Annotated in this window: 33 protein-coding genes and 1 pseudogene; 1 reads left to right on the top strand and 33 read right to left on the bottom strand. The window is 39.5% G+C overall.

The features are described 5' to 3' along the window. Window positions 1-24: 24 nt before the first annotated feature. The 9 genes from EBF12_RS07440 to EBF12_RS07395 all read right to left on the bottom strand — a co-directional run bounded on the left by EBF12_RS07440 (window position 25) and on the right by EBF12_RS07395 (window position 10,245). Window positions 25-1,446 carry a TolC family protein gene (locus tag EBF12_RS07440; RefSeq protein ID WP_121727093.1) on the bottom strand — a complete coding sequence of 474 codons (1,422 nt, stop codon included), beginning with the start codon at window positions 1,444-1,446 and terminating at the stop codon, window positions 25-27. Window positions 1,447-1,554: 108 nt separating this feature from the next. Continuing rightward, window positions 1,555-2,334, bottom strand: a complete 780-nt coding sequence (fdhD, locus tag EBF12_RS07435) for a formate dehydrogenase accessory sulfurtransferase FdhD (protein ID WP_121727130.1) — start codon at window positions 2,332-2,334, stop codon at window positions 1,555-1,557. A 44-nt stretch (window positions 2,335-2,378) separates the two neighbouring features. After that, complete coding sequence (locus EBF12_RS07430; protein WP_121727092.1) at window positions 2,379-3,407, bottom strand: formate dehydrogenase subunit gamma; 1,029 nt, start codon at window positions 3,405-3,407, stop codon at window positions 2,379-2,381. Window positions 3,408-3,424: 17 nt separating this feature from the next. Next, complete coding sequence (gene fdh3B / locus EBF12_RS07425; RefSeq protein WP_121727091.1) at window positions 3,425-4,060, bottom strand: formate dehydrogenase FDH3 subunit beta; 636 nt, start codon at window positions 4,058-4,060, stop codon at window positions 3,425-3,427. Between the two features lie 11 nt (window positions 4,061-4,071). Further along, window positions 4,072-6,891 (bottom strand): molybdopterin-dependent oxidoreductase, encoded by a 2,820-nt coding sequence (locus tag EBF12_RS07420; protein ID WP_244196444.1) that lies wholly within the window; start codon window positions 6,889-6,891, stop codon window positions 4,072-4,074. A gap of 16 nt (window positions 6,892-6,907) precedes the next feature. Continuing rightward, window positions 6,908-7,123 (bottom strand): twin-arginine translocation signal domain-containing protein, encoded by a 216-nt coding sequence (locus EBF12_RS07410; RefSeq protein ID WP_034586595.1) that lies wholly within the window; start codon window positions 7,121-7,123, stop codon window positions 6,908-6,910. A 115-nt stretch (window positions 7,124-7,238) separates the two neighbouring features. After that, entirely contained in the window at window positions 7,239-7,919 is a 681-nt protein-coding gene (locus EBF12_RS07405) for a molecular chaperone TorD family protein (RefSeq protein ID WP_121727088.1), read from the bottom strand. Between the two features lie 2 nt (window positions 7,920-7,921). After that, complete coding sequence (locus EBF12_RS07400; RefSeq protein WP_121727087.1) at window positions 7,922-9,442, bottom strand: 4Fe-4S dicluster domain-containing protein; 1,521 nt, start codon at window positions 9,440-9,442, stop codon at window positions 7,922-7,924. A 209-nt stretch (window positions 9,443-9,651) separates the two neighbouring features. Beyond that, window positions 9,652-10,245 (bottom strand): anthranilate synthase component II, encoded by a 594-nt coding sequence (locus tag EBF12_RS07395; RefSeq protein WP_121727129.1) that lies wholly within the window; start codon window positions 10,243-10,245, stop codon window positions 9,652-9,654. 243 nt (window positions 10,246-10,488) lie between these two features. Here EBF12_RS07395 and EBF12_RS07390 point away from each other — a divergent pair, with 243 nt between their 5' ends. Continuing rightward, window positions 10,489-11,361 carry a radical SAM family protein gene (locus EBF12_RS07390; RefSeq protein WP_157979073.1) on the top strand — a complete coding sequence of 291 codons (873 nt, stop codon included), beginning with the start codon at window positions 10,489-10,491 and terminating at the stop codon, window positions 11,359-11,361. On the opposite strand, the gene EBF12_RS07385 is transcribed toward EBF12_RS07390, so the two are convergent. The 24 genes and pseudogenes from EBF12_RS07385 to rplV all read right to left on the bottom strand — a co-directional run. Then, window positions 11,358-13,235, bottom strand: coding sequence for a chorismate-binding protein (locus EBF12_RS07385; protein WP_121727085.1), 1,878 nt, complete (start codon window positions 13,233-13,235; stop codon window positions 11,358-11,360). The genes EBF12_RS07390 and EBF12_RS07385 overlap by 4 nt on opposite strands. Window positions 13,236-13,469: 234 nt before the next feature. Further along, window positions 13,470-13,820 (bottom strand): 50S ribosomal protein L17, encoded by a 351-nt coding sequence (rplQ, locus tag EBF12_RS07380; RefSeq protein ID WP_121727084.1) that lies wholly within the window; start codon window positions 13,818-13,820, stop codon window positions 13,470-13,472. A gap of 10 nt (window positions 13,821-13,830) precedes the next feature. After that, a complete protein-coding gene (locus EBF12_RS07375; RefSeq protein WP_121727083.1) occupies window positions 13,831-14,835 on the bottom strand; it encodes a DNA-directed RNA polymerase subunit alpha in 1,005 nt (334 codons plus the stop codon). Window positions 14,836-14,862: 27 nt separating this feature from the next. Then, window positions 14,863-15,489, bottom strand: a complete 627-nt coding sequence (gene rpsD, locus EBF12_RS07370) for a 30S ribosomal protein S4 (RefSeq protein ID WP_034585996.1) — start codon at window positions 15,487-15,489, stop codon at window positions 14,863-14,865. Between the two features lie 11 nt (window positions 15,490-15,500). Then, on the bottom strand, window positions 15,501-15,893 hold the full coding sequence (gene rpsK / locus EBF12_RS07365; protein WP_121727082.1) for a 30S ribosomal protein S11: 393 nt from the start codon (window positions 15,891-15,893) through the stop codon (window positions 15,501-15,503). 11 nt (window positions 15,894-15,904) lie between these two features. Then, window positions 15,905-16,267 (bottom strand): 30S ribosomal protein S13, encoded by a 363-nt coding sequence (rpsM, locus tag EBF12_RS07360; protein ID WP_002956267.1) that lies wholly within the window; start codon window positions 16,265-16,267, stop codon window positions 15,905-15,907. A 3-nt stretch (window positions 16,268-16,270) separates the two neighbouring features. Beyond that, window positions 16,271-16,384 carry a 50S ribosomal protein L36 gene (gene rpmJ, locus EBF12_RS07355; protein ID WP_002956266.1) on the bottom strand — a complete coding sequence of 38 codons (114 nt, stop codon included), beginning with the start codon at window positions 16,382-16,384 and terminating at the stop codon, window positions 16,271-16,273. 86 nt (window positions 16,385-16,470) lie between these two features. Next, window positions 16,471-16,689, bottom strand: coding sequence for a translation initiation factor IF-1 (infA, locus tag EBF12_RS07350; RefSeq protein ID WP_011116239.1), 219 nt, complete (start codon window positions 16,687-16,689; stop codon window positions 16,471-16,473). A gap of 1 nt (window position 16,690) precedes the next feature. Next, complete coding sequence (map, locus tag EBF12_RS07345; protein ID WP_121727081.1) at window positions 16,691-17,449, bottom strand: type I methionyl aminopeptidase; 759 nt, start codon at window positions 17,447-17,449, stop codon at window positions 16,691-16,693. A gap of 3 nt (window positions 17,450-17,452) precedes the next feature. Continuing rightward, a complete protein-coding gene (gene secY / locus EBF12_RS07340) occupies window positions 17,453-18,703 on the bottom strand; it encodes a preprotein translocase subunit SecY (protein ID WP_121727080.1) in 1,251 nt (416 codons plus the stop codon). Next, window positions 18,703-19,101, bottom strand: coding sequence for a 50S ribosomal protein L15 (gene rplO / locus EBF12_RS07335; protein ID WP_121727079.1), 399 nt, complete (start codon window positions 19,099-19,101; stop codon window positions 18,703-18,705). The genes secY and rplO overlap by 1 nt, the downstream gene beginning before the upstream one ends. A 10-nt stretch (window positions 19,102-19,111) precedes the next feature. Then, window positions 19,112-19,552, bottom strand: a complete 441-nt coding sequence (gene rpsE / locus EBF12_RS07330) for a 30S ribosomal protein S5 (RefSeq protein WP_002956261.1) — start codon at window positions 19,550-19,552, stop codon at window positions 19,112-19,114. Window positions 19,553-19,562: 10 nt separating this feature from the next. After that, window positions 19,563-19,919 carry a 50S ribosomal protein L18 gene (gene rplR / locus EBF12_RS07325; RefSeq protein ID WP_121727078.1) on the bottom strand — a complete coding sequence of 119 codons (357 nt, stop codon included), beginning with the start codon at window positions 19,917-19,919 and terminating at the stop codon, window positions 19,563-19,565. Window positions 19,920-19,933: 14 nt separating this feature from the next. Beyond that, on the bottom strand, window positions 19,934-20,470 hold the full coding sequence (rplF, locus tag EBF12_RS07320; protein WP_121727077.1) for a 50S ribosomal protein L6: 537 nt from the start codon (window positions 20,468-20,470) through the stop codon (window positions 19,934-19,936). A 9-nt stretch (window positions 20,471-20,479) separates the two neighbouring features. Further along, entirely contained in the window at window positions 20,480-20,875 is a 396-nt protein-coding gene (gene rpsH, locus EBF12_RS07315; protein WP_121727076.1) for a 30S ribosomal protein S8, read from the bottom strand. A 10-nt stretch (window positions 20,876-20,885) separates the two neighbouring features. Further along, entirely contained in the window at window positions 20,886-21,071 is a 186-nt protein-coding gene (locus EBF12_RS07310) for a type Z 30S ribosomal protein S14 (RefSeq protein ID WP_002956257.1), read from the bottom strand. 2 nt (window positions 21,072-21,073) lie between these two features. Then, the gene (gene rplE / locus EBF12_RS07305) at window positions 21,074-21,619 is read right to left on the bottom strand and encodes a 50S ribosomal protein L5 (RefSeq protein WP_121727075.1); all 546 of its coding nucleotides are present in this window, start codon (window positions 21,617-21,619) and stop codon (window positions 21,074-21,076) included. Then, window positions 21,619-21,855, bottom strand: coding sequence for a 50S ribosomal protein L24 (gene rplX / locus EBF12_RS07300; protein ID WP_121727074.1), 237 nt, complete (start codon window positions 21,853-21,855; stop codon window positions 21,619-21,621). Before rplX ends, rplE begins: the two co-directional genes overlap by 1 nt. After that, the gene (gene rplN / locus EBF12_RS07295; protein WP_121727073.1) at window positions 21,855-22,223 is read right to left on the bottom strand and encodes a 50S ribosomal protein L14; all 369 of its coding nucleotides are present in this window, start codon (window positions 22,221-22,223) and stop codon (window positions 21,855-21,857) included. The genes rplX and rplN overlap by 1 nt, the downstream gene beginning before the upstream one ends. Then, complete coding sequence (rpsQ, locus tag EBF12_RS07290; protein WP_121727072.1) at window positions 22,220-22,486, bottom strand: 30S ribosomal protein S17; 267 nt, start codon at window positions 22,484-22,486, stop codon at window positions 22,220-22,222. The genes rplN and rpsQ overlap by 4 nt, the downstream gene beginning before the upstream one ends. 21 nt (window positions 22,487-22,507) lie before the next feature. Beyond that, entirely contained in the window at window positions 22,508-22,696 is a 189-nt protein-coding gene (rpmC, locus tag EBF12_RS07285) for a 50S ribosomal protein L29 (protein WP_002956252.1), read from the bottom strand. Beyond that, complete coding sequence (gene rplP, locus EBF12_RS07280) at window positions 22,683-23,108, bottom strand: 50S ribosomal protein L16 (RefSeq protein WP_121727071.1); 426 nt, start codon at window positions 23,106-23,108, stop codon at window positions 22,683-22,685. The genes rpmC and rplP overlap by 14 nt, the downstream gene beginning before the upstream one ends. Before the next feature lie 2 nt (window positions 23,109-23,110). Further along, window positions 23,111-23,818, bottom strand: a complete 708-nt coding sequence (gene rpsC / locus EBF12_RS07275) for a 30S ribosomal protein S3 (protein WP_121727070.1) — start codon at window positions 23,816-23,818, stop codon at window positions 23,111-23,113. A 113-nt stretch (window positions 23,819-23,931) separates the two neighbouring features. Beyond that, window positions 23,932-24,363, bottom strand: a pseudogene (gene rplV / locus EBF12_RS07270) (50S ribosomal protein L22); the annotation flags it as partial. Window positions 24,364-24,367: the final 4 nt, after the last annotated feature.

The raw sequence follows: 24,367 nt of genomic DNA, 5'->3' as shown, positions 1-24,367 counted from the left end.
TTTTTTGTTGCTTACTACTCAATTTTATTCAATGTGTTGAGCCAAATCTTGTCCGCTATAATAAATATAATATGCTTTTTGCATTTCATAGTTATTTAACGCCTGATTATAAGTCGCCTCCGCCTCTACCTTTTTTGTCAAAGACTGCAAATAATCCGTAAAGTTTAGAATCTGTGCGTCATATTTTTTAGCCACATTGTCAAAAGCAATATTTGCTGAACGCAGTGCTGCCTCACTTGCCTTAATCTTTGCTACGGCAATCTCTAGGCTTTTACGATACATTCTTTCATCTTTTTTCTGCTCTTCTTTTTTATAGGCAAGCTCTTTAAGTGATTTCATATAGCCAAGTCGTGCTGCTTCATTTTGACGATAGATTGTTAGGGCATCAAGACGAATGGTTGCACTTATCATAATTTGATTTTGATTGAGTGGGAATGAACGCTGAATCATAGGAAGCATATCATTTGCATTCATACCCGGTGGCAAGTCCTTGAATGCAAGAGAGCCATTTTTAGTAATATCACTATTAATCACATAGGTATCACTCACGCTTACAATCGGTAAATAATTAATCTGTCTTGCTTGATATTTAGCACTTTGGGCTTGGAAATTAAGCATATTCAAATCGTGCCTATTCTCATCAAGCTTGAAAAGTGGTGTTTTGATACTCTTGCGTTCTAACGCTTCTACTTCCGTGTTTGATAAAAGTGAAAGCATAAATTTATTTTTTTCAATCTCCATTTTAATATTAGCAAGTTCGTGTTCTGTGGCAAGGACTTCTGCACGCAAAGATTCTACATCATCAATGGTTGTAAGCCCTGCATTATACAAACGCTCCACGCGTTTAATACTAGATTCAAGTTGTGTGCGTTTCTGCTCAAGGCTTAAAAGCTGTGCGCGATTAGTAAAATATCCATAATACTGCTCAATGATATTTAAAAATAATTGATCTTTTGTATGCTCCTTATCCTCAATACTTGCACGATACAACAAGCCTTTTTCACGCACTTTATTATAAGTCTTAAATCCGCTAAAAATCTCCCAATTCGCCTTTGCACTGCTTGTGTGGGCTTTGAGCCGCATACTTGGATTATCCGTATCTTGGTATTGATATGCGCCATCAAGTGTGGGCAAAAACTCACCATACGCTGCACGATTCACCGCTTGAGCTTGTAGAATCGCTAACTCCTTAGCCTCAAGATTGTAATTTTTCTTTGCTCCCTCTAACAATTCTATCAAGGTAAAAAGTCGCCCTGAAGTCTTGTTTGTCTCGCGTTCATCAGTTGAGATTTGAGTGTCTCCTTGAGCTTTGGAATCCTCCTTTGCAGATTCACTCACCTCCTCAAACTGATATACTTGTTCTGGCTCAAAATTATCATCTTGAATCTCCGCAAACATCTGCGAAGCAAAGAAAAACACCATACATAAAATACCTTTTCTCATCATATAGCTCCTAAATAATGATTGTGAAAATTTGGAGTGGGATTCTAACCAAATTTTGTAAATAGTTGTATATGCAACTATTTACAAAATAGGTAAAAAACACTGAATATTCTAACATACAATGCGTGAAGTATGTGTGTAAAGATTAAGCGTATCGCCACGAGCAAAACCCACAAGACTTACCCCCAAAAGCTGTGCGGATTTAATACCAAGGTGTGTTGTCGCTGCACGAGAAATCACCATAGGAATATCACTCATTGCCGCTTTTATAACCATTTCCATCGAAAGCCTTCCACTTACTATGAGAATAGAATCTTGCAAACTCAAATGACTTAGCCTTGCCATACCGATGACTTTATCAATAGCATTATGTCGCCCCACATCTTCGCATATAAGCGTTTTTTTACACACAAGCATAGCCTTATGCACACAGCCTGTCTGCGAAAAAAGCTCACTTGGGGCATTAAACTCATCAATCAACTCAAAGATTCTATCCGCACTCACTCGCATTGTTGAAGCGATAAATTTTTGCGTAATCTCACCATCAAAATTCGCACTCACCCCCACACAGCAACCTGTTGTTAAAGTTTTTTCCTTATGGAGATGAGCGAGTTTAGATTCTTTAATCTTAGCTTGCATATACACGCTTAAGCCATCTTTAGCAATTTCAAGCGAGATAATATCATTTACAGATTCTAACACGCCCTCATTGAGTAAAAAACCTACCAAATGAGCGTCTTGGTGATAAGGCAAACTCATCACCGACAAAAGCTTTGTGCCATTAAGATAAAAGGCTATGCGTTGCTCCTCAATGACATCATCTTGTAATGTCTCCGCCCTGCCATCTCTATGGATTCTTAACATACGCATTTTATGCACGACTTTTTTCAACACAAGCCCTTTTGCAACATACACTCTTTTTGTGGCACAAGCCCTTAATGTTTAAACCGCATAGAATCTAGCTTACCTTGAGCCTTTAAATCTTTGTAATAAAGGCTATGAAGCATAGAGAGTTCTTCCTCACCCATTTTGCCATTGATGATAGATTCCATAGCACCTTCAATGGCAAAGACTGCCATATAAATATGCGTTATCAAAAGAGCAATGACAGCAAAACCAAGCACATTATGCAAAATCGCCATAAGTCGCAAGGTATTAATATCTGTGCATTGGAAAAACATAACCGCACCGGTAAAAACCATCACGCCTCCACCAAGTGTAGCCACCCAAAACCACATCTTTTGCCCGGCATTAAATTTATGTGCGGGGACTTCGCGATTAACCTTATCTAAATAACCGCCTAAAATCATCATCCACTTAATATCATAGGATTTAAACAGACAATCTTTTGCCCACATCAAAAACATTAGTGTCCCAAACACAGCAAAAAACAATGTGGCAAACCCATGCACATCTCTTGCAAATCGTATCAATGCACCCCCACCAAGCTTATCACCAAAAACCATCATAAGCCCAGTGAGACAGAGCATTACAAAAGGCACTGCTGCACACCAATGCACGATAATGTTATATTTTGTAAAAACAACCAAAAAGCTATCGTGCGAATAATGTCTCTTTCCAACAATTTTATAATGCCCATAAAACGCCATTGGCACAAAAATCACAATCAACAAAAAGATAAGGGCAAAATACTGCTCTTGCAAAATTGTAAAAAGCTCTCCCAAACCATTCCAGCCACGAATCCCGCCAATATCTTTGCCGTGAGTGAGAGGCTCTATACTCCCACCCTTGCCTACAACAACGCTAGATTCTATAACCCCAGCTGTGTTTGTGCCTAAGCCCCAATTCTTAATTGCCTCAATTTGTGCCGTGCCATAAATATCGGTATTTGTCTTAAACTCAATCGCACCCTTTGGCTCACTCACACTCACTGAATCTCCCGCACCATACGCATTAAGCAGACTTAACACACACCCAAGCAATACTATAAAGATATGTTTCATTCATCACTCCTTATAGATTAATCACCATAGGCTTTTTGCCAAGTATGCGGTGTCCTTGCAGGATCTAGCCCTTTTTTCAAAGCACGCTCACGGATAATGGCACTTACATCATCACTTCCACCTGCTAAAAGTGCCTTTGTAGAACACATCGCCGCACACGCAGGGACTTTGCCCTCAGCAATGCGATTTTGCCCATATAGGCGATATTCTTCTTCGCTATTTGTCTCTTCAGGACCACCAGCACAGAATGTGCATTTATCCATTGAGCCGCGTGAGCCAAATACATCAGATTTGGGGAATTGCGGCGCACCAAAAGGACAAGCATAAAGGCAATATCCACAGCCAATGCAAGTTTTCTTATCGTGCAACACAATGCCATCTGCACGGATATAGAAGCAATCCACAGGGCAGACTTTTGCACAAGGTGCATCAGCACAATGCATACAAGCAATTGATATAGATTTTTCCGCACCTTCAATCCCATCATTGAGCGTTACAACGCGTCTTCTATTAATCCCCACAGGCAAGTGGTGAGCTTCCTTACACGCTACATCACAGCCGTGGCAGTCAATACAGCGATTATCATCGCAATAAAACTTGATTCTTGCGTGTCCAAGATCATTTAAGCCCGTTTTTAATAAAGTATCACTCATCGCCTACCTCCCTACGCTTTCTCAATGCGGCATAATCCGCATTTTGTCTCCGGACAAGCTGTGTTATAGTCAAATCCATAGCTTGAAATCATATTTGCAGATTCACCGATTGCATAAGCAGCCGTGCCTTCTGGATATTTATCAAGGCGACTTTGCCCTTGATCAAGCCCAGAGAAGTTTTGAGGCATCCACACACTATTGACATCAACACGATATGAGAGTTTAGCCTTAATCAATGCACGAGTATCCATTGTGCCATACACCCACACCATATCACCATCTTTAATACCTAGCTCAAAAGCTTTATCGGGGTGAATCTCAACAAACATTTCACTATGCACTTCAGCCAAATACTTTGCACTTCGCGTTTCTGTCCCTGTTCCCATATGTGAGACTAAACGCCCACTTAGCATATTGATAGGGAATTCTTTTACCCAATCTTTTTCAATCTGTCGTGAGCGGTATTTGATATTTGCCCTAAAATGATTTGGCTTATCTGGGAAGTTAGGATATTTATCCACCAAATCCCCACGCACAGAGTGGATAGGCTCACGATGTAATGGAATCTTATCATACCAATTCCACACAACCGCCCTAGCTCTTCCATTACCATAAGGACAAAGTCCTGCTTCAAGTGCCTTTTCAGCTAAAATATTATTACCAAAGCCAAGAGCATAAGTGCTACCTTCAACCGCCTTTTTCTCTTCGGCACTTAATTTTAAGCCTAAAGATTCAGCATTTGCTGCACTCACAGGCGGATGTCCGGCGATTTTAGAGCTGGGCAATGAACGCGCTGAAAACATACTTTTCCCATCTGGAGAGGTATCGCCCCAATTCACCCTAAAGCCCATACCACCACGCATAACAGGAATGGTATCATTATAAAATACCGGTGTTCCGGGGTGTTTATCACTCCAGCAAGGCCAAGGCAACCCATAATACTCGCCCTTAAATGGACCCTTACCTTCCAGTGTTACCTTATCAAACATATGCCAATTTTCTTGGTGTGCTTTTAGCCTTTTGGGACTCATACCTTGCAAACCGATACTGCGGATACTTTGCGTTAGCTCTGTTGTTGCATCTTCTGGCCATATAAATTCACTTCGCCCATCTTTTTTAGCAATCTCATACAAGCTTCTTTGATACTCTTCTAAGAATCCAAACCGCTTAGCAAACTCAAAGAGAATCTCTTGATCTTCCTTGCATTCAAAAAGTGGCTCCATCACCTTAGAACGCCATTGATAGCTTCTATTTGTTGCCGCTACTGAACCAGAGCTTTCCATTTGACTAGCCGCAGGGAGTAAGAATAAATCATTATCTCTATCACTATAAATTGCTAAGTCATTCACATATGGATCAATAAACACCACAAGCTCTAGCTTATCCATCGCTTTTTTTTGCAAATCAAGCAAGGATACAGAAGTCATACCCGTGCCAATAACCACCAATGCACGCAACATTGTATCGCCATTGTTTGCCGCATTTTCAGGTTCTAGCACACCAAACTTCCAAGTAGAATGTGCATAACCGCTAGATTCCATCATCTTTTTATCTTTAAAGCGTGAGAGTAGCCATTCATATTCAACATACCAATGCTTTGCAAAATGTCGCCAAGAGGCTTCATTTAACGCATAATATCCGGGCAAGACATCAGGGTTTGCTGCCATATCTGAACTTCCTTGCACATTATCGTGTCCGCGTAGGATATTCACACCCCCGCCATTTTTACCCATATTGCCTAAGAACATCTGTAAAATCGGCATAATCCGCGTATTGCTTGTGCCAACTGTGTGCTGTGTTAGCCCTTGATTCCAAATAAGGCTTGCAGGCTTTGCCTTTGCCATATCTTCAGCAATATGACGGATTGTATCAGCGGGAATCCCAGTAATATTACTTGCCTCTTCAGGCGTCATTTTCATCGCTTCCTTGATGATTTCCTCATAGCCATAAATCCGCTCTTGCAAGAATTTCTTATCGTGCAAGTCATTTTTAATAATATGATGAAGCATACCATACACAAGGGCAATATCAGTCCCACTTCGGATTCTATGATACTCATCAGCCTTTGCCGCAGTCTTACTAAAATGCGGATCTACAACAACAATTTTCGCTCCAGCCTCTTTGGCACGCAAAATATGCACCATAGACACAGGGTGATTCACTGCAGGATTTGCACCGATAATAAAGATGTATTTTGAAAACATCATATCAGCAATATGGTTTGACATTCCACCAAATCCAAATGTATTCGCCACACCGGCGACTGTTGGGGAGTGTCAAACGCGATTGCAGTGATCTAGGTTATTTGTCCCAAAAAACGCAGAAAACTTACGCAAATAATAAGCTTGTTCGTTTGAGAGCTTCGCACTTCCTATCCACATTACCGCATCAGGTCCGCTCTCTTCACGAATCTTGCTTAATTTTGAAGCGATTTTATCCATCGCACTATCCCAATTTGTGCGTTCCCATTTACCATTGACTTTTTCAAGTGGATAACGCAAACGCGTCTCACTTCTTGCCCTATCAATCAAATCCGCACCCTTGCAGCAGTGTCCGCCAAGTGAAATGGGGTGATCTTGGGCGACTTCTTGACGCACCCACACGCCATCTTGCACTTCAGCGATAATCCCACAGCCCACAGAGCAGTGTGTGCATATTGTCTTTACGCGTTTTGCATTAGGATAACGCTCCTTTAGCTCCGCCTCACTTGCCTTTCTAATAACACGCTCACTCTCATTCCCAAAAGCACTACTCACACCAGCCACAGAAGCCAATGCGGAAAGCTTAAGGAACGAGCGTCTTGCGTTGCGTCTTTCATTCACTTCACTCATTTTCACTCCTTATGTGTTATTTGGCAACGGAAAAATATGTCTGCCAATACTGCGTATCACTGCGATACAGAATCTCTTGCTTTTTGCTTTTGCCCTTGATGACTTCTTTTTGTTTATGTTCTCCAGAACATCCATTCAAACTAAGGGAGCCTATCGCAACCACAGCACCACCAATCCCGGCAGTTTTTAAAAACTTACGCCTTGATTGATTGTCTTCTTGCGTTTTACTCATAGAGCCTCCTTTGCTTTTTGACTTTTGGGATAAACCCATTTGAACTTTTAAGACTAAAAGCTCAAATCAGCCTACCACTTATACATATTCCATTGCGACTTGGCACTACCCCACTTTAGAGCAAGGCAGATTCTACCTGCAAAAAGCTTTTTAGCAACTCTCCTACACTAGAATAATAGCTCAAATCCTCCCTTTGTTGTAATGCTTTGCTTACATACTCGCCCAAAGGCAACACAAGCTCATTTGCCACTTCTATGCTTAAACTTTTATCATTCTCATCATTTGACAACAAAAGATGTCGCATAAGCAAGAGTAAAAATCCCAAATGCTCCTCGCTCTCTTTACACTCTTTGCTATTAAGTCTAAAGGTGCTTTGCTTAGTTAGTCCTCGTGCCTTTAGCAGGGATTTACCATTTAAACAGCCCTCAGTATAATGTGAGAGATAAAGCATTACACGCCCTACACTCTGGGAATGTATATTAGATTCTAGCTCGTTAGAATCTCGCCTTTTTCTTTGAGGCAAAGGTGTGTTTGGCAAAGGAACATCAAAGGGCAAAATAAAAGTTCGTGTATATTCATCAAGTAGCCCTTTTATGCCTTTGTGTGTTATTTCACTTTCTAAAAGCTCAAAATGCACTTTATCACTTTCATTGAGCGGATTTTCCTTTAAGATTCTTAGCTGTTCTAAAAGCACACTACCACGCTCACTCAACAACTCATACAAAAATAAACCTGCAAAAAAGTCATAATACAACGCCCTTGCTTTTGCCAAAGATTCTACGCTACCTTGTGTCATTTTTATCCTTCAAACATAACTTTCACTTTGCAATCAGCACAGCATTCTAAAGTCCTAAGCTTTAAGCTATCATTGCCAAAGCTAGGCATTAGAATCTGCTTAATCTTATTGATACTTTTTTGTGTGGCAAATACCTTATCACACTCCACACATCTAAAAGGCTCATCACTCGCAATAGGTGTGTAAGCAAAACTTTTCTCTTCTAATACTAGACTAGAAGATTCTAAACTTAGCACCTGCTCCGCACAGCTTGCTACACAATATCCGCAATCCGTGCAAAGGGCAGGTTTATACAAAAGCTCAAAACGACTTTGATTATTGACTAATGCCTTTGTATTACACGCCTCCACACAGCTAAGACATAAAGTGCATTGCTCGGCATTAATCCCCAAAATCCCAAAGCCTTGAATCTTAACCTTACCATAGCTCTCTTGCTTTACCCAAAATCGCATTCTCTCGGCAAATATGTCTTTGCTATTCTCATTTTCCCTTGGCGTATAGATATAGTGGCTTTGTGGCAGGGGCTTTAATATAGATATATCATCTATCTCGCTAAGCTCCATAATGGCTATTGAAGAAAAAATTCTTTGATATATTTCATTTATAGAATCTTTATCGGCATTTGTGTGTTCGCCAAGTGGAGTGTATAGAATGATAGGAGAGCCACTCTCTTGCAACAATGTCAAAAAATACACACTATTTAGCATATCTGGCACACTCAATACAAAAGGCAGGATAAGGGGATTTTGCTCTTTTAGAATCTTAAGATTCTCTATAAACTCACTACTCTCAAAGACTTCTCTTCCCACCACAAGCGGAATATAGCCCTTATACAATCTCGCCTTATAAGTAAAAGCCTCTAGCCCATCGCCCTGCCGCTGCACACTCCCTGTGGGGCAGACACTCACACATCGCCCACACGCGATACAATCAATCGCTGAAAGCTCTAAGATTCTAGCGTTTTTATCACTTGTGATACCAATAGTTGGGCATACATCCACGCAACTATGACATACGCTCTCCCCATTTGCCAAAGGGCGTCTTAGCTGAAATTGACAATGTGTAGGGTTAAAAATAATATTCCTCTCATAGCCCTGCTCTCCACAAAATCCCAAAAGAGCTTGTAGCATTTGCTCGGCACTCTCATACATATTTGGCTTATGCACACCCTTGCATTCAGGCAAATCAAGCGGAGCAAAACATACAACCTGTGCGGTTTGAAGACTTTCTATCTCGCCATTAGCATTTTTAAATCGTAAGCTAAAAGCTCCCAAATGCCCCTTTAAACTCACAAAATCCTGCGGTAAAAGCTGTGAGACTTCCAAAACATAAGAATGCTCTTTTTCCACGCAAAGAGACAAAAACGCATCGCATAAATCCCCATAGCCTATCACCACACATTGCGGAGCAATAACGCTTATAGAATCTTTATTGAGTGAGGTAAAATCAAGGGTCAGCTCATCACACTCGTGCAGAATCTCCACTTCTTGTGCGTTCAAAGCCATTTCTGTGTGTTGTGTCATTATCCTTATCCTGAGCTTATTTGTTGTAAGTTGTTTGTTTGCTGTTTTCTAAGGCGAAATGATACACTATCTTTGCAAAAATGAAAATATTATTTTACCCATTGTATCTTTGTATATTTTTTAACATATCCTTTTTGGTAACAAACATTTAAAAAGCATCATAAACCCTTGCAATCACAATACTCATTTGCCACACTTTTTTTTGCTTATCAATCTAGAGCTAGAAAATTTTTCATAAGCCTTTTACCCTTTTGCTGCAAGATAGATTCGGGGTGAAACTGCACACCATAGCAGTCATAGCCCTTTGCCTTAAGAACCATAAGCACATTATGCTCACTATACCCCAATGCTTCACACTCCCCAAGTTTGCTTACATAAAGTGAATGATAGAGTGCTACTTGTATGCCTTGAGGAATACCCTCAAACAAAGGATTTGGCACAAAATGTAGCCCTGCACTCTTTGCGTGAGTTGGATTTGGCATTGAGATAACTTCTCCGCCAAAGGCTTGAGCGATACATTGATGTCCCAAGCAAATCCCTAGAATCTTATGCGTTTGAGCAAAGGTTTTAATCGCCTCCAAGCACACACCAGAATCTAGTGGGTGGCTAGGACCGGGTGAGATGATAAGATGAGAAAAGATAAGTTTTTTAAGATGTGAGAGCGGCGTGTCATTTGGCACAATTTGAGGCTTAATCCCAAGGGTTGAGAGCAAATACACGATATTGTAAGTAAAAGAGTCGTAGTTATCAATGATTAACACCTTTTTGTGTGAAAACCTGCCTTTTGCTATGTTGTTTTTCATCTTATTCTCTCGCTTATTACCATCTTGTCTCATTGCTCCAGATTCACCTGCACCACGCCACGAACGGAATTAAGACAAAAGATTCTATCCGCCTTTTTCAAACAACAATGCTATATATCATCGGTTAACAATGCGTTTTTTTTTTTTTGTAAGGTCATATTGAGGAATGCAAAAGTGCAACAAAAAAAGTGTCTTTTGCTTCCATCCAACAAATTTGCCTACAGAAAGGAGCTTTTTATCCCTATGAACATACTTAACAATTTAAAAACACGCATCAAGCAGAAGTATTTTGACCGTTATTTAACTATTGATCAGGCCAAGCGTATAACACCCCAGGCATTTTTAGAAAGCATAGGTGTGCATTTAGCACATCATTGCAATCTCCATTGTTATAGTTGTGATAATTTTTCCCAACTCTCCAAGCCCGGATATTACGATATAGAGGTTTTTGAGCGTGATTTAGAAAGACTTCAATCCATTACAAATGGAATGATACGAGAATTTTACCTTCTTGGTGGAGAACCATTGCTCAATAAACAATGTTCCTCATATTTCAATATTGTTAGAAAATATTTTCACCATACTGAAATACATATGATTACAAATGCCATTCTGCTCCCTAAACAAAATCAGCATTTTTGGGATTCAGCTCGCGTAAATAAAGTACACATTCGCCCAACAAAATATCCAATAGACATTGATTGGGAAACCATCAAGAATAAGTGTAAGGAAGAGGGTGTTGCGCTTGAATTTTTTAATGATGAAAAGGTAGAGAAGCTCAGCTTCAAAACTTCTCTTGACCCAGAAGGCAAATCTATACCATTTGAAAGCTTTGTGAATTGCCATAGGGCAAATGCTTGCACTCAACTCTATAACGGAAAGATATATCCTTGTCCACCATTGGCGTATATTAATATCTTCAATGAGAAGTTTTCTCAAAATCTTAAGCAAACACCGGAGGATTATATTGACATTTATCAAGATGGTATTACATATGAGAAAATTTTAGATTTTCTTGCAAGACCCGTACCTTTTTGTCGTTATTGCAAGACAAAAAAAATGGTATATCGGCCGTGGCTACGCTCCCAAAAAACACTGGATGAATATTTTTCTTAAAAAGGTTGCAGATTCACCTGCACCACGCCACGAACGGAATTAAGACAAAAGATTCTATCCGCCTTTTTCAAATGCTTGATTGTAAGTTTTTTTTGAGCAATTAACCCATAGTGTAAAAGCACATTACGCAATGTGCCTTGCAAAAGCCCACTTTGTGAGTGTGGCGTGTAGAATCTCCCATCAATCTCGCATACAATATTGCTTCTACTACCTTCTGTAATCTCACCCTTTTGATTATAAAAAATCATATCAAAAACTTCACCTCGTTCAATCATCTTTTGTGCTATTGCAAAGTGTGGGCGATGAGTTGTTTTATGCGAAGTTAGCAAATGTGTAGAATCTAATGCTTTTGGAGACAAAGTAACGCGTTGATTAGACACTGGAAGCAAAGGCAAAGATTCTATTTCTAAGCTTCCATTGTGCCACAAAACAAGTCGCAATATACACTCTCCTGCAAGCTCCATCTTTAATAGCTCACGCAATCGCCCCAAATCCTGCCACATTTCATTCTTTGCATAAGGTAAATCTTTATATTGCAGTAAAAAATCATTAAAATGAGCCAACTTTAGCCCATTTGTCTTTGGCGTATTTAGCGATGAAGTAAGCTTTGTCAGCTGCTCTATATTAAAGCCCAATGTCAATGCACTGCTCTGCAATCGCTTCATATGTGCATCAAGCAAAAAAACACAGCCATTTTTGTAAAGCATTGTTTCAAATAAATCATACTGCTGAGTTTTAGCGTTCAAAAACTTGCTTTTTAGATTTAATTCAGCAAATTCATCTTCACACACAGAATCCCACACTACACCACTCCCCACACCATAGCGATATACCTTTTCTGTATGAATCTTACTCAAAGTGCGGATAGGCACGCAAAAAGAAACTTCCTTATGTGTAATCAGCCCCAATGCCCCGCAATACACGCCTCTTGGGTGAGATTCTAGCCGAGAGATAATCTCCATTGTTTTGAGTTTTGGCGCACCTGTGATTGAGCCACACGGAAAAAGTGCTTGAAAAATGTGTGAAAGCAAAAAGTTGTTTTTCAAACGCCCTTTAATTGTAGAAACCATTTGATGCACAGAGGGATAAGAATGAATGACACACAGCTCTTTGACTTGCAGTGAATCTGGCATAATCACTTTGCTTAAATCATTACGCAACAAATCAACAATCATCAAATTTTCACTGCGATTCTTACTATCTCTTTGCAAAGTAAGTTTTAAAGCCTTATCTTTTGCCTTTTGCTCCTTTATGCTTAGATTTTCATCGTGCAATGCCCTTTTTATCGTGCCTTTCATAGGCTGGGTGGTAATAATATTATTTTTTATTTTAAAGAATAGTTCCGGTGAAAAGCACAGAACTTTAAGAAAAGCATTGCTAATGTATGCCTTGTATGGGGTGTTTTGATTTAAAGCAAGGTGCTTGAAGAGTTGTTTTGATGGGATTGTAGAATGAAGCAAAATCTCTTGCGTGTAGTTAAGCTGATAGGTATGTCCATTTTTGATGTTTTCTTTGATTGCAAGAAAATCTTTCTCATAGCTCTTTTGCCTTAAGCCACAAGCAATGCTTAGAGGGAACTTTTCTTGGCTTTGTTTTAATTTGATTTTTTTTCGTTTGTGATACAGGGCAAAATACAATAGAGGTTGCTTTTTATCCTTGTAGGCTGTTGCAGACAGGGCAGAATAAGCACTTGCAAGATGTGCCTGCAGCAAAACTCCAGCCTCATAAGTCATATAGCCCACAAAGTAGCCCTTTTGCTTTGTGTTTATAAAAGCATCTAGAATCTGCAGTCCTTGAAGCACTCCATTTATATCAAAAGCATAGATTTTTCGCACACAATGGGTGTAGCTATAATCTCCATAAACTGCTTTCATTTCTACGCTCCCCTTGCTTGTCAAAACCCGAATTTTTAATATAAAAATGTAAAGTATAGCCTAGATTCTAAAATCACATAGCAAAAAACATCAAACACAATAAGACAAATAAGTAATATAAAAAGTAAATGTCTTACAGAAGCTTATCGCAGTAAAATAACTAACCCTAAAAAGAGCTATCAAAAAAGGTGGGGGAAACACTAGGTGATAGGCAATAAACCTATCACTCAAAGCTTACACAAGCTCGATAATCGCCATTTGCGAAGCATCGCCTCTTCGCAATCTTGTGCGTTGGATTCTCGTGTAACCACCATTGCGATCTGCATACCTAGGAGCAATCTCTGTAACAAGTTTTTTTGTCGCTGTCTTATCTTGCAAATATGCAAACACATAGCGATGTGCATTCAAATCATTAGCTCGTGCAGCCGTAATGAGTTTTTCAATATAGCTTTGTAACTCTTTTGCCTTAAACACACCTGTTTCTATCTTGCCGTGTGTAACAAGGGCAATTGCAAGATTCTTAAGCAATGCTTTGCGATGCGATGAAGTCCGCCCTAACTTCCTATATCCGTGTCTATGTCTCATATCCTACTCCCTAACTATTTCTAATTTTCGCCAATTTACGATTAAGAAGCTGTAAAATATCTTCAGCAATCTCCCCGCCAACAGGGTATCCAAGCTCCTCTAACTTCTCAGCTATCTCATCATACGATTTTTTACCCATATTTTTGATGTTTTTAAGCTCATTCTCACTCATAATGACAAGCTCTCCAACATACTTCAATCCCGACCTATCAAGGCAGTTAAAGCACCTTGCGCTAAGATTAAGTGTATCAATCTTAATCATTAATGTCTTAAGCTCACCAGAATCTTCAGCAATGCTTTTGCTGCCATTTGGAGTAGCACTTAAATCAACGCCAAAAATACTCATTTGCTTGTGCATTACCGCTATCGCTTCTCTAAAAGCAGTGAGCGGCTCAATCTGTCCATCTGTCTCAATGTCAAAGATAATCTTCTCATAGTTTGGATTATCCTCAACAAGGACATTTTCAATCTCATACACAGCCTTTTTTACAGGTGTGAAATATGCATCAAGTGGAATATAATCCTCTGCGATTGTCCCACGAATACTTTCACTTGGCACATAACCAATACCTTTTTGCACTACAAGCGAAAAACTCATTGAAGCATTCTCATTAATTGTGGCAAGATACGCATCAGAATTTACGACATCAACACTCTCATTGGCAAGCTCATTTGCACTCAACACCATAGGTCCTTTAAACTCATAATGAAGCTGGACATTATCAAGCGTACTGTCTTTAATCATAAAGCGAATATTCTTAAGATTACTTATGAAATGAGATACATCCTCAACAATCCCTCTAATAGAATCAAACTCGTGTGTTACACCCTGAATCTTCAATGCTGTAGGAGCATATCCCACGGAGCTTGAAAGCAATAAGCGACGCAACGGGTGTGCCAAAGTAACAGCATAACCAGATTCAAAGGGATAGGCACTTATCTTGATTCTATTGCTTGAAACTTCTTCAATACTTATATCCGTGGGGATATAAGGCTCAATTTTAATCATATTCATTCTGCGACCATCCTTATGTTTTATTTATTACTTAGAGTAGAGCTCGACGATCAATCTCTCTTCAATAGGTATCACCACCTCTTCTCGTTGTGGAAAACGCGTGAAAATACCAAATTTCTTCTCTTTATCCACATCTACCCAAGGAACAATCCCTGTCTGTGCAGTCAAGTCAATAGCACGAACAACTTGAGGATTATTCTTGCTCTTTTCCTTAACTTCAATTTTTTGTCCGGGTTTTACCATATATGAGGGAATATCCACACGCTTACCATTAACAAGAATATGCCCGTGAGTAACAAGCTGACGCGCAAAACGACGAGTTGTAGCAAATCCCATACGATACACAACATTATCAAGTCTCTGCTCAATAATACGCACAAGGTTTTCACCCGTATTACCTTCCTGCCTATTTGCTTCTCTAAACAACGCACGGAACTGCTTTTCACTCACACCATACATAATTTTAGCTTTTTGCTTTTCACGAAGTTGCAAGCCATATTCAGAAATCTTGCCTCGCTTTTGTCCGTGTTGCCCAGGTCCATAAGGACGCTTATCAAGCGCACTTTTACCTGCTAGTCTCCTCTCACCCTTCAATGCAAGAGAGACACCAAAGCGTCTTTCTAATTTTTCAACCGGTCCTCTATATCGTGCCATTTACTACTCCCTTACACTCTTCTTCTTTTTGGTGGTCTGCACCCATTGTGTGGCAATGGCGTAACATCTTTAAGCCACAACACCTTAATACCTTCAATTGCACCAACGCTTTTTACAGCCGTCTCGCGTCCGCTTCCTGGTCCTTGCACCTTAATGCCGACTTCTTTAATACCGCATTCTTTTGCTTTTTCCATAGCAGATTCTACAGCTTGTTGCGCTGCATAAGGAGTGGATTTTTTACTCCCTTTGAATCCCAAACCACCAGCAGTAGCCCAGCACAATACATTACCCATTTCATCAGTAACAGTTACATTTGTATTGTTAAATGACGCAGAAATACACACTATGCCTCGTGCGATATTCTTTTTAGCACCTTTCTTTTTTGTTACACTTTTTTTTGCCATTTGACTACTCCTTACTTGCTACCAACTGTTTTTTTCTTACCCTTGCGTGTGCGGGCATTATTTTTAGTTGTCTGTCCGCGAACAGGTAACCCTTTTCTATGTCTTAAACCACGATAGCTTCCTAAATCCATTAAGGCTTTAATATCCATTGTTACCTTTTTACGAAGGTCGCCCTCCACCATATAACTCTCTTGAATCTTTTTCGCAATTGATGAAACTTCATCTTCGCTGAGATCAAAAACTCGCTTATCAAAAGAAATATTTACAGCCTTAAGAATATCTCTTGAACTTTTAAGTCCAATGCCGTAAATATAAGTGAGAGCATACTCTACTCTTTTCTTTTTTGGCAAATCTACACCAGCAATTCTAGCCATTGTTTATCCTTGTCTTTGTTTATGTTTTGGGGTTGAGCAAATCACTCTCACCACGCCTTTACGCTTAATAACCTTGCATTTGTCACACATCTTTTTGACTGAAGGTCGAACTTTCATACCTACTCCTTTTTCATTTTTTAACTTTTTTGAGTTAAAACCGCGGATTCTACAGAAAAAATATTTAAAAACTACTTACACATATATTATTTGTGTCTATAAGTAATCCTACCCTTATCTAAACTATAAGGTGTAAGCTCAATTTTTACCATATCACCGGGCAGAATCTTAATATAGTGCATACGCATTTTTCCAGCAATATGACACAACACTATATGTCCATTTTCAAGCTGAACACGAAAGGTTGCATTCGGCAATGCCTCAATCACCTTTCCATCAACCTCAATCACATCATCTTTTGCCATTTTATACCTCCGTTAAAATCTCTGCCTTGCCACCCACAATGGCAATTGTATGCTCATAATGACTACCATTTAATCCATCTTTAGCCACCACAGACCATTTATCACCTAAAATCACAGGCTCACCATCTCTTTGAGCAATCATAGGCTCTATACAAAACACCATACCTTCCTTAATCTTTGGACCCTGCTTGATATTAGGGGATTCTATATAGTTTGGAATCTCTGGCTCTTCGTGAGGCACTCTCCCTATCCCGTGTCCGCAAAAACCACGCAATGGCACAAAACCTCTCTTAACAATAGAATCTTGCAAAAAAAAGCTCAGTTCCTTAAACCGCATACCCACCTTAATTTGAGAAATAGCCTCATACAGCACATCTTTTGCACACGCAATAAGTTTCTTATCCATCGTGCTTATCTCACCAATCCCTATGCTAATTGCGGCATCACCATACCAACCACCATATTCCACGCCAATATCAATCCCTAAAATATCGCCATTTTGTAAACGATACTCATTGGGAATGCCGTGGATAATGACTTGATTCAGTGATGTGCAGATTGATTGTGGGAATCCATAAAGTTTATAAAAAGCAGCCCTGCCACCTTGTGAAGCGATAAAGTCTTTTGCCATACTATCAAGCTCAAGGAGAGAGACTCCCTCTTTTGCTTGAGAAGCTAAAAGTTGTAAGGTTTGAGCGACAATCCTATTTGGTATCCGCAAAGATTCTATATCTTTTTTACTCTTGATACTGATTGCCATACTCTAGAGCCCTACGGCACTTAGTGTTTGATATTTGCTCATATAGATTTGAGCCTCAATACGCCTCATTGTATCAATGGCAACCTGCACAACAATCAGCACAGCTGTCCCACCAAAATAGAAAGGCACACCTGTAAATTTGACAAGCACCCAAGGAAGTGTAGAGACAAGAGCCAAATACAATGAACCCCAAAAGGTAAGGTTACTCGCGACATTATTAAGGAAATTTGTCGTTCCTTCCCCCGGACGCAAACCGGGTATAAAGCCACCTTGTCTTTTAAGATTATCCGCAATATCCTTTGCATTAAATACAATAGAAGCATAAAAATACGCAAAGAAAATTACAAAAATAAACATCAAAAGATTATACACATAACCATCGGGTCTCAAAATATCAGCCACAGCTTGAATCACGCTATTTGAAGATGCTTGTAAAATCGTAGATGGAAACACAAGCAACGCAGAGGCAAAAATAGGAGGAATAACTCCACTTAAGTTCATCTTTACCGGAATATAATTCATAATGCGTTTATTTTGATTTTGCATAACCACCTTGCGAGCATATGAGACAGGTATGCGTCTTTCAGCAAGTTCAATGAAAATGATCACCCCAATGGTCGCAAGAATTACCACAAGCAAAATAAGAAGCATAAAGACATTAATTTGACCCGTATTTACGAGATTGAAAGTCTTGCCAATATCCGAAGGAATTGCCGAAACAATACCAGCAAAAATAATAAGACTTATCCCATTGCCAACGCCTCGTTGAGTGATTTGCTCACCAATCCACATAAGCAACATTGTCCCTGTTAGCATAGAAAATACAGCCACAACAATGAACAGATTCAAATCAATCTTAACCGCTCCATTACTCATACTATTTAGCCCAATACTCACACTCACTGCTTGGATAATTGTAATTCCAATAGTAGCATAACGCACAATTTGCATATACTTTTGCATACCATCGCGTTCTTTTTTCATTTTTGCAAGATTGGGGAAAGTTGCTGCGAGAAGCTCCATAATGATAGAAGCTGTGATATAAGGCATAATACCCAAAGAGATAATACTAAAACGCTCTACTGCATTACCACTAAACATATTAAACAAGCCCAAGGCGTTATTGGCATTATCATCAATAAAAGACTTGATAATAGCCACATCAACACCCGGAACTGTTATATACGCCAAGATTCTGTATGCAAATAAAAAAGCAAGTGTGATGAGAATCTTATTTATAATGCCTTTTGTCATTACTTACTTCCACTTGTTTTAATGCACTCATCTTTAATTTTAGATACCAAAGCTTTGGCTTTTGTGCCAATAAGCTTTACGCTTGTCGCATTTTTAGGGATACTAAAATGTTTGCGTAAAGTCTCCATATCAATTCGTGCCAATGAGTCAAAGATTTGTGATTTATCCACATTAATGACGATAGGTTTTTCCACGCGAGAAGTGAAGCCAATTTTTGGCAAACGCCTTTGCAATGGTTGTTGTCCACCTTCAAATCCTCTTTTTGCTTTGTAGCCACTTCTAGCAGTTTGTCCCTTACCACCACGCGTAGATGTCTTACCCATACCGCTACCTTGTCCTCTACCTACACGCTTAATGTCTTTTGTGCTTCCTTGCGCTGGTTTAATTTTCTCTAGCATAGGTTACTCCTTAGGCTTTAATTCGTGCAAGCGCATCAATAGTCGCACGCACTACATTATAAGGATTATTTGAGCCAAGTGATTTTGTCAAAATGTCCTTAATACCTGCAAGCTCAATCACTGGTCGCGTAGAACCACCAGCAATAACACCCGTTCCCTCACTTGCTGGTTTGAGTAGAATCTTGCTTGCATTGTATTTATGCTCAATATCGTGAGCGATTGTTGTGCCTTTGATATTGACCTTAATAATATTCTTAAACGCATCATCAATGGCTTTTTTTATCGCATCTGGAACTTCCTTAGCCTTGCCAAGTCCAAAACCAACAAGTCCATTTTTATTACCTACAACAACAAGTGCATTAAAGCGGAATCTACGACCACCCTTCACGACTTTTGTTACTCTGCCAATATTCACAACAACTTCACTGAATTCTTCTCTGTTGATTTCCATACGCTTCCTTTTATAGCTTTATGCCGTTTTCACGCAAAGTATCAGCAAAAGCTGCTACAACGCCGTGATAAAGGTATCCATTTCTGTCAAATACTGCCTCTGTAATCTTAGCCTTTTTGAGTGCTGCTGCAAACTCACTTGCAATTTGCTTTGCGTTCTCTTTATTATTGCCCAAGCCAAGCTTTTTTCCATCCACACTTGCCAATGTTACACCCGCTTCATCATTAATAGCCTGTGCGTAAAGATATTTATTTGACTTAAACATACTTATGCGTGGCTTATCTGCCACACCAAAAATCTTACCTCTTGTGCGTAGCTTCCTTTTTGCTTTGAGAAGCAACTTTTGTTTTAACACTTTTTCTGTCATTTTACACCCTCACGCTATTTTTTAGAAGTTTTACCAGCTTTGCGGACAATCGTCTCATCGCTATACTTGATGCCCTTACCCTTATATGGCTCAGGTGGTCTAAACTCACGAATTTCAGCGGCAATCTGCCCTACTTGCTGTTTATCAGCACCCTTAATAGTAATTGTGTTTTTTTCCACACTCATTTCGATTCCAGCAGGAATAGGATACACAACTGGATGAGAAAAACCCAATGCCATTTCTAGATTCTTACCATTAATGCTTGCCTTATAACCAACACCATTAATTTCAAGCGCCTTGCTAAAGCCCTGACTTAAACCCACAACGATATTATTTGCTAATGCACGATATGTCCCCCAATACGCACGAGACTGCGCTTGAGAATCAAGACAAGAAAAGCTCAACGCATCGCCTTGCAAATCAATCTTAACGCGTCCGTGAGTTTCTAGCTCTTTTTGCTCTTTTGCACCCTTAAACAGAATCTTGCTTCCCTGCAAAGATACTTCAACACCCTTTGGGATACTAATAGGTTTTTTTCCAACTCTTGACATAATTCTCTCCTACCATATGCTACAAAGTGCTTCGCCACCGACATTTGCCTTATAAGCTTCATCGTTGCCGATTACACCCTTACTTGTGCTTACCACTATCGTGCCATAGCCATTTTTAAAGCGTTTCAATTCACTCCTTGCTTTATAAACACGGCGTCCGGGCTTACTGATACGCTTAATCTCATTGATTGCACTCCTACCTCGCTCATCATAAGCAAGTTGCACCATAATAGACTGCTTACCATCTTTATCATTAACTTTGTAATCCTTAATAAAACCTCTGCTCTTAAAGACTTCCAAAATTGAAACAACAATTTTTGCATAATACAAAGTCGTAACTTCCAAGCGTCTCATAGAGGCATTACGAATCCTTGTTAAAGAATCTGCAATAATATCATTTACCATTACTCTCTCCTTACCAACTTGCTTTACGCAATCCGGGTATTAAGCCCTCATTGCCCATTTTTCGCAAACATACTCTACATAATCCAAAATCCCTATACACAGAATGAGGTCTCCCGCATACCTGACACCTTGTATATGCTCTTGCACTAAATTTTGCTTTTCTCTTTGCTTTTGCAATAATTGATTTCTTTGCCATATTTATCGTCCTTTCGTAAAAGGCATACCAAGCAGCTCAAGCAACTTAAACGCCTCTTTATCACTTTGAGTAGAAGTTACAAGTGTAATATTCATTCCGTGTGTTACCATAATGTCATCATATACGACTTCTGGGAACATAAGCTGCTCATTCAAACCAAAGCTATAATTTCCACGCCCATCAAAGCCATTGCGTTTTACACCTCTAAAGTCTTTCACACGAGGCAACGCAATGACAATCAGTTTTTCAAGAAAGTTATACATCATTTTACCACGCAAGGTTACTTTCACGCCCATAGGCATACCCTCACGCATCTTGAATCCTGCAACAGACTTTTTAGCTAAAGTAATGACTGCTTTTTGTCCTGCTATAAGTGAGATTGTATCGGCGATATTTTGCATAATCTTAGAATCTTTTGCGTGATCACCCGCTCCCACACTGATGACAATTTTTTCAAGCTTTGGCAACAACATAGTGTTGCTTATATTAAGCTCACTTTTAAGCTGAGGGATAATCTCATTTTTATACTTATCTCTTAAAGCAAACATTAATTATCTCCTTCCGCTTTTTTGACATTTGAAATGCTCATCGGCATTTCTTTTGACACAAAACCACCTTTTGGATTTTTTTCACTTGCTTTTATTGATTTTTTTGCAAGTTTGCAACCCTCTACAATAACTTGCGCACTCTTAGGCAAAACCTGCAATACTTTTGCTTTCTTGCCCTTATCATCTCCTGTGATAACTTGCACCATATCGCCTTTTTTAATTTTAAACTTTGCCACTATAACACCTCCGGAGCTAACGATACTATTTTCATAAAGTTGGCGTATCGCACTTCTCTACTTACTGGTCCAAAGATTCTCGTGCCAATAGGCTCACGCTTAGCATCAAGAATCACCGCCGCATTATCATCAAAACGCATCAAAGAGCCATTTTCACGATGAATCTCTTTTTTTGTCCTTACAACAACCGCTTTAACAACCTGTCCTTTTTTCACCTTTCCATTAGGAATAGCCTTCTTCACCGATGCAACAATCACATCGCCCACACGCGCATATCGTCTATGGCTTCCACCTAGAATCTTAATACACATAATCTCTTTTGCACCGCTATTATCAGCAACGCTCAATCTTGTAAAACTTTGTATCATAGCTCTACTCCTGCGGTAATAATTTCTTTGAATCTAAACGCTTTTGTTTTTGAAATAGGCTTACATTCAATTGCACTCACCACATCACCAATCTTTGTTTCGTGATTCTCATCGTGAATAGTGTATTTCTTGAAACGCTTAACAATCTTACGATACTTTGAATGAACAACTTTGCGTTCCACCAAAATCACCACGCTTTTGTTACCAGCCTTACTGACAACCTTACCCTGAATTACTCTCTTATGTGCTTGCTTTTCACTCATTGTCAATCCTTAATCTTTCCATTAATTTTTTTTGGCACTCAAGGCTGTGTTAATTCTAGCAATATCCTTGCGAATTGTTTTGATTTCGCTTGGATTGGTGAGTTGCATAGTTTTGAGTTGCAATCTTTTTTCAAAAAGCAACGACTTCTTTTCTTTCAACATTTTTTGCAATTCCGCAATGTCCTTATCTTGTAATTCAGTAAATTTCATTTTCACTCTCACTCGTTATGATTTTGGTTTTAAAGGGAAGTTTGCTTTGGGCTAAAGCCAAAGCCTCTCTTGCCAAAGCTTCATCAATCCCAGCCATTTCATAAATCATACGACCGGGCTTTATGTTCATAACCCACTTTTCTACACCACCTTTACCTTTACCCATTCTTGTTTCAAGTGGCTTTGCTGTTAAAGGTTTATCTGGGAAAACGCGTATCCACACCTTTCCTGCCCTTTTAATATGACGCGTCATTGCAATACGAGCAGATTCTATTTGTCTTGAATCTATGCGTCCGTGTTCTACTGCCTTAATTCCAATATCACCAAATGCCAAAGACACTCCACGGAAAGACTTTCCGCGATTGCGACCTTTCATCTGCTTTCTATATTTAGTTCGTTTTGGCATTAACATAATTACTGCCTCCCTCTTCTTGATTTAGGACGCTCTTTATCTCCGCCCTTGCTCTCTTCTCGCTTCTCAGGCACAATGCCCTTATGCAATACTTCACCCTTGAAAATCCACACTTTAACACCAATGATTCCATATGTCGTCATCGCTTCAGCAAAACCATAATCTATCTTAGCACGCAATGTATGCAAAGGCACACGCCCTTCCATATACCATTCTGTTCTTGCCATTTCAGCCCCAGCCAAACGACCAGAAACCTTAACCTTAATTCCTTTTGCACCAGCCTTCATCGCCGCTTGCATTACCTTTTTCATAGCACGCCTAAAAGCTACACGCTTTTCAAGCTGTGTTGCAATATTTTCAGCCGCAAGCTGTGCGTTTGCTTGAGGGCGTTTAGCCTCTTTGATATTAATAAACACTTCTTTGTGAAGAATCTTCTTTAAAGCTTCTTTATGCTTATCAATATCTACACCCTTCTTACCGATAATCAAGCCCGGACGAGAAGCCACCACAGTTACACGAATCTTGTTTGCGGCTCGCTCAATAATAATCTCACTCACACCCGCATAATACATTTCACGCTTTAAAAATTTACGAATCCTGTGATCCTCGAGAATATTTGAAGGTGTCGCTTGGGACACAGAAAACCATCGAGAAGACCAGTTGCGATTGATACCTAATCTTAAACCTATTGGATTAACTTTTTGACCCATTGTTATTTTTCCTCACCTTCAGTTTTTTTCTTCGCTGTCGTATTTTTTGCCGCAGAAGCCTTTGGAGCAGTCTTTGGCTTATCTTCTTTAGATTCTACTTTAGCAGCTGGGGCTTTTTGTGTTGCTTTTGCCTTTGGAGCTGGTTTTTTGGCACTTTTAGCTTCCGTATTTTTAGAATCTGCCACTTTTGAATCCTTGCTCTTAGATTCTACTTTCTTAGCTTGGACTTTTTGTGTGCCTACTTCAACCAAAATGTGTGCTGTTGGCTTTCTAATAGGAGTGGCTCTACCCTTAGCTCGTGGCATAAACCTTCTCAATACAGGACCAGCATCAACACGGCAAGAAGTTACAATCACATCTTGAGCATCATAACCACCATTTGCCACCGCAGAAGCAATCACCTTTGAGATCAACTTAGCTGCCTTGTTTGGTGTAAATTCTAAACTTGCAATTGCAAGCTCTGCATTCATACCTTGCACCTCTCTTGCAATGAGCCGTGCCTTTGTTGGAGATAACCGAATGTATCTTAATAATGCTTTACTCATCTTA

This window comes from Helicobacter labetoulli, assembly GCF_003670275.1.
GTDB lineage: Bacteria > Campylobacterota > Campylobacteria > Campylobacterales > Helicobacteraceae > Helicobacter_C > Helicobacter_C labetoulli.
This window is presented reverse-complemented; position numbering and strand designations above follow the sequence as displayed.

Bases quoted from the DNA above. Each gene is read 5' to 3' on its own strand.
- EBF12_RS07440 (WP_121727093.1), bottom strand. From the start codon at position 1,446: ATGATGAGAAAAGGTATTTTATGTATGGTGTTTTTCTTTGCTTCGCAG.
- EBF12_RS07430 (WP_121727092.1), bottom strand. From the start codon at position 3,407: ATGAAACATATCTTTATAGTATTGCTTGGGTGTGTGTTAAGTCTGCTT.
- fdh3B (WP_121727091.1), bottom strand. From the start codon at position 4,060: ATGAGTGATACTTTATTAAAAACGGGCTTAAATGATCTTGGACACGCA.
- EBF12_RS07410 (WP_034586595.1), bottom strand. From the start codon at position 7,123: ATGAGTAAAACGCAAGAAGACAATCAATCAAGGCGTAAGTTTTTAAAA.
- EBF12_RS07405 (WP_121727088.1), bottom strand. From the start codon at position 7,919: ATGACACAAGGTAGCGTAGAATCTTTGGCAAAAGCAAGGGCGTTGTAT.
- EBF12_RS07400 (WP_121727087.1), bottom strand. From the start codon at position 9,442: ATGACACAACACACAGAAATGGCTTTGAACGCACAAGAAGTGGAGATT.
- EBF12_RS07395 (WP_121727129.1), bottom strand. From the start codon at position 10,245: ATGAAAAACAACATAGCAAAAGGCAGGTTTTCACACAAAAAGGTGTTA.
- EBF12_RS07390 (WP_157979073.1), top strand. From the start codon at position 10,489: ATGAACATACTTAACAATTTAAAAACACGCATCAAGCAGAAGTATTTT.
- EBF12_RS07385 (WP_121727085.1), bottom strand. From the start codon at position 13,235: ATGAAAGCAGTTTATGGAGATTATAGCTACACCCATTGTGTGCGAAAA.
- rplQ (WP_121727084.1), bottom strand. From the start codon at position 13,820: ATGAGACATAGACACGGATATAGGAAGTTAGGGCGGACTTCATCGCAT.
- EBF12_RS07375 (WP_121727083.1), bottom strand. From the start codon at position 14,835: ATGAATATGATTAAAATTGAGCCTTATATCCCCACGGATATAAGTATT.
- rpsD (WP_034585996.1), bottom strand. From the start codon at position 15,489: ATGGCACGATATAGAGGACCGGTTGAAAAATTAGAAAGACGCTTTGGT.
- rpsK (WP_121727082.1), bottom strand. From the start codon at position 15,893: ATGGCAAAAAAAAGTGTAACAAAAAAGAAAGGTGCTAAAAAGAATATC.
- rpsM (WP_002956267.1), bottom strand. From the start codon at position 16,267: ATGGCTAGAATTGCTGGTGTAGATTTGCCAAAAAAGAAAAGAGTAGAG.
- rpmJ (WP_002956266.1), bottom strand. From the start codon at position 16,384: ATGAAAGTTCGACCTTCAGTCAAAAAGATGTGTGACAAATGCAAGGTT.
- infA (WP_011116239.1), bottom strand. From the start codon at position 16,689: ATGGCAAAAGATGATGTGATTGAGGTTGATGGAAAGGTGATTGAGGCA.
- map (WP_121727081.1), bottom strand. From the start codon at position 17,449: ATGGCAATCAGTATCAAGAGTAAAAAAGATATAGAATCTTTGCGGATA.
- secY (WP_121727080.1), bottom strand. From the start codon at position 18,703: ATGACAAAAGGCATTATAAATAAGATTCTCATCACACTTGCTTTTTTA.
- rplO (WP_121727079.1), bottom strand. From the start codon at position 19,101: ATGCTAGAGAAAATTAAACCAGCGCAAGGAAGCACAAAAGACATTAAG.
- rpsE (WP_002956261.1), bottom strand. From the start codon at position 19,552: ATGGAAATCAACAGAGAAGAATTCAGTGAAGTTGTTGTGAATATTGGC.
- rplR (WP_121727078.1), bottom strand. From the start codon at position 19,919: ATGACAGAAAAAGTGTTAAAACAAAAGTTGCTTCTCAAAGCAAAAAGG.
- rplF (WP_121727077.1), bottom strand. From the start codon at position 20,470: ATGTCAAGAGTTGGAAAAAAACCTATTAGTATCCCAAAGGGTGTTGAA.
- rpsH (WP_121727076.1), bottom strand. From the start codon at position 20,875: ATGGTAAATGATATTATTGCAGATTCTTTAACAAGGATTCGTAATGCC.
- EBF12_RS07310 (WP_002956257.1), bottom strand. From the start codon at position 21,071: ATGGCAAAGAAATCAATTATTGCAAAAGCAAAGAGAAAAGCAAAATTT.
- rplE (WP_121727075.1), bottom strand. From the start codon at position 21,619: ATGTTTGCTTTAAGAGATAAGTATAAAAATGAGATTATCCCTCAGCTT.
- rplN (WP_121727073.1), bottom strand. From the start codon at position 22,223: ATGATACAAAGTTTTACAAGATTGAGCGTTGCTGATAATAGCGGTGCA.
- rpsQ (WP_121727072.1), bottom strand. From the start codon at position 22,486: ATGAGTGAAAAGCAAGCACATAAGAGAGTAATTCAGGGTAAGGTTGTC.
- rpmC (WP_002956252.1), bottom strand. From the start codon at position 22,696: ATGAAATTTACTGAATTACAAGATAAGGACATTGCGGAATTGCAAAAA.
- rplP (WP_121727071.1), bottom strand. From the start codon at position 23,108: ATGTTAATGCCAAAACGAACTAAATATAGAAAGCAGATGAAAGGTCGC.
- rpsC (WP_121727070.1), bottom strand. From the start codon at position 23,818: ATGGGTCAAAAAGTTAATCCAATAGGTTTAAGATTAGGTATCAATCGC.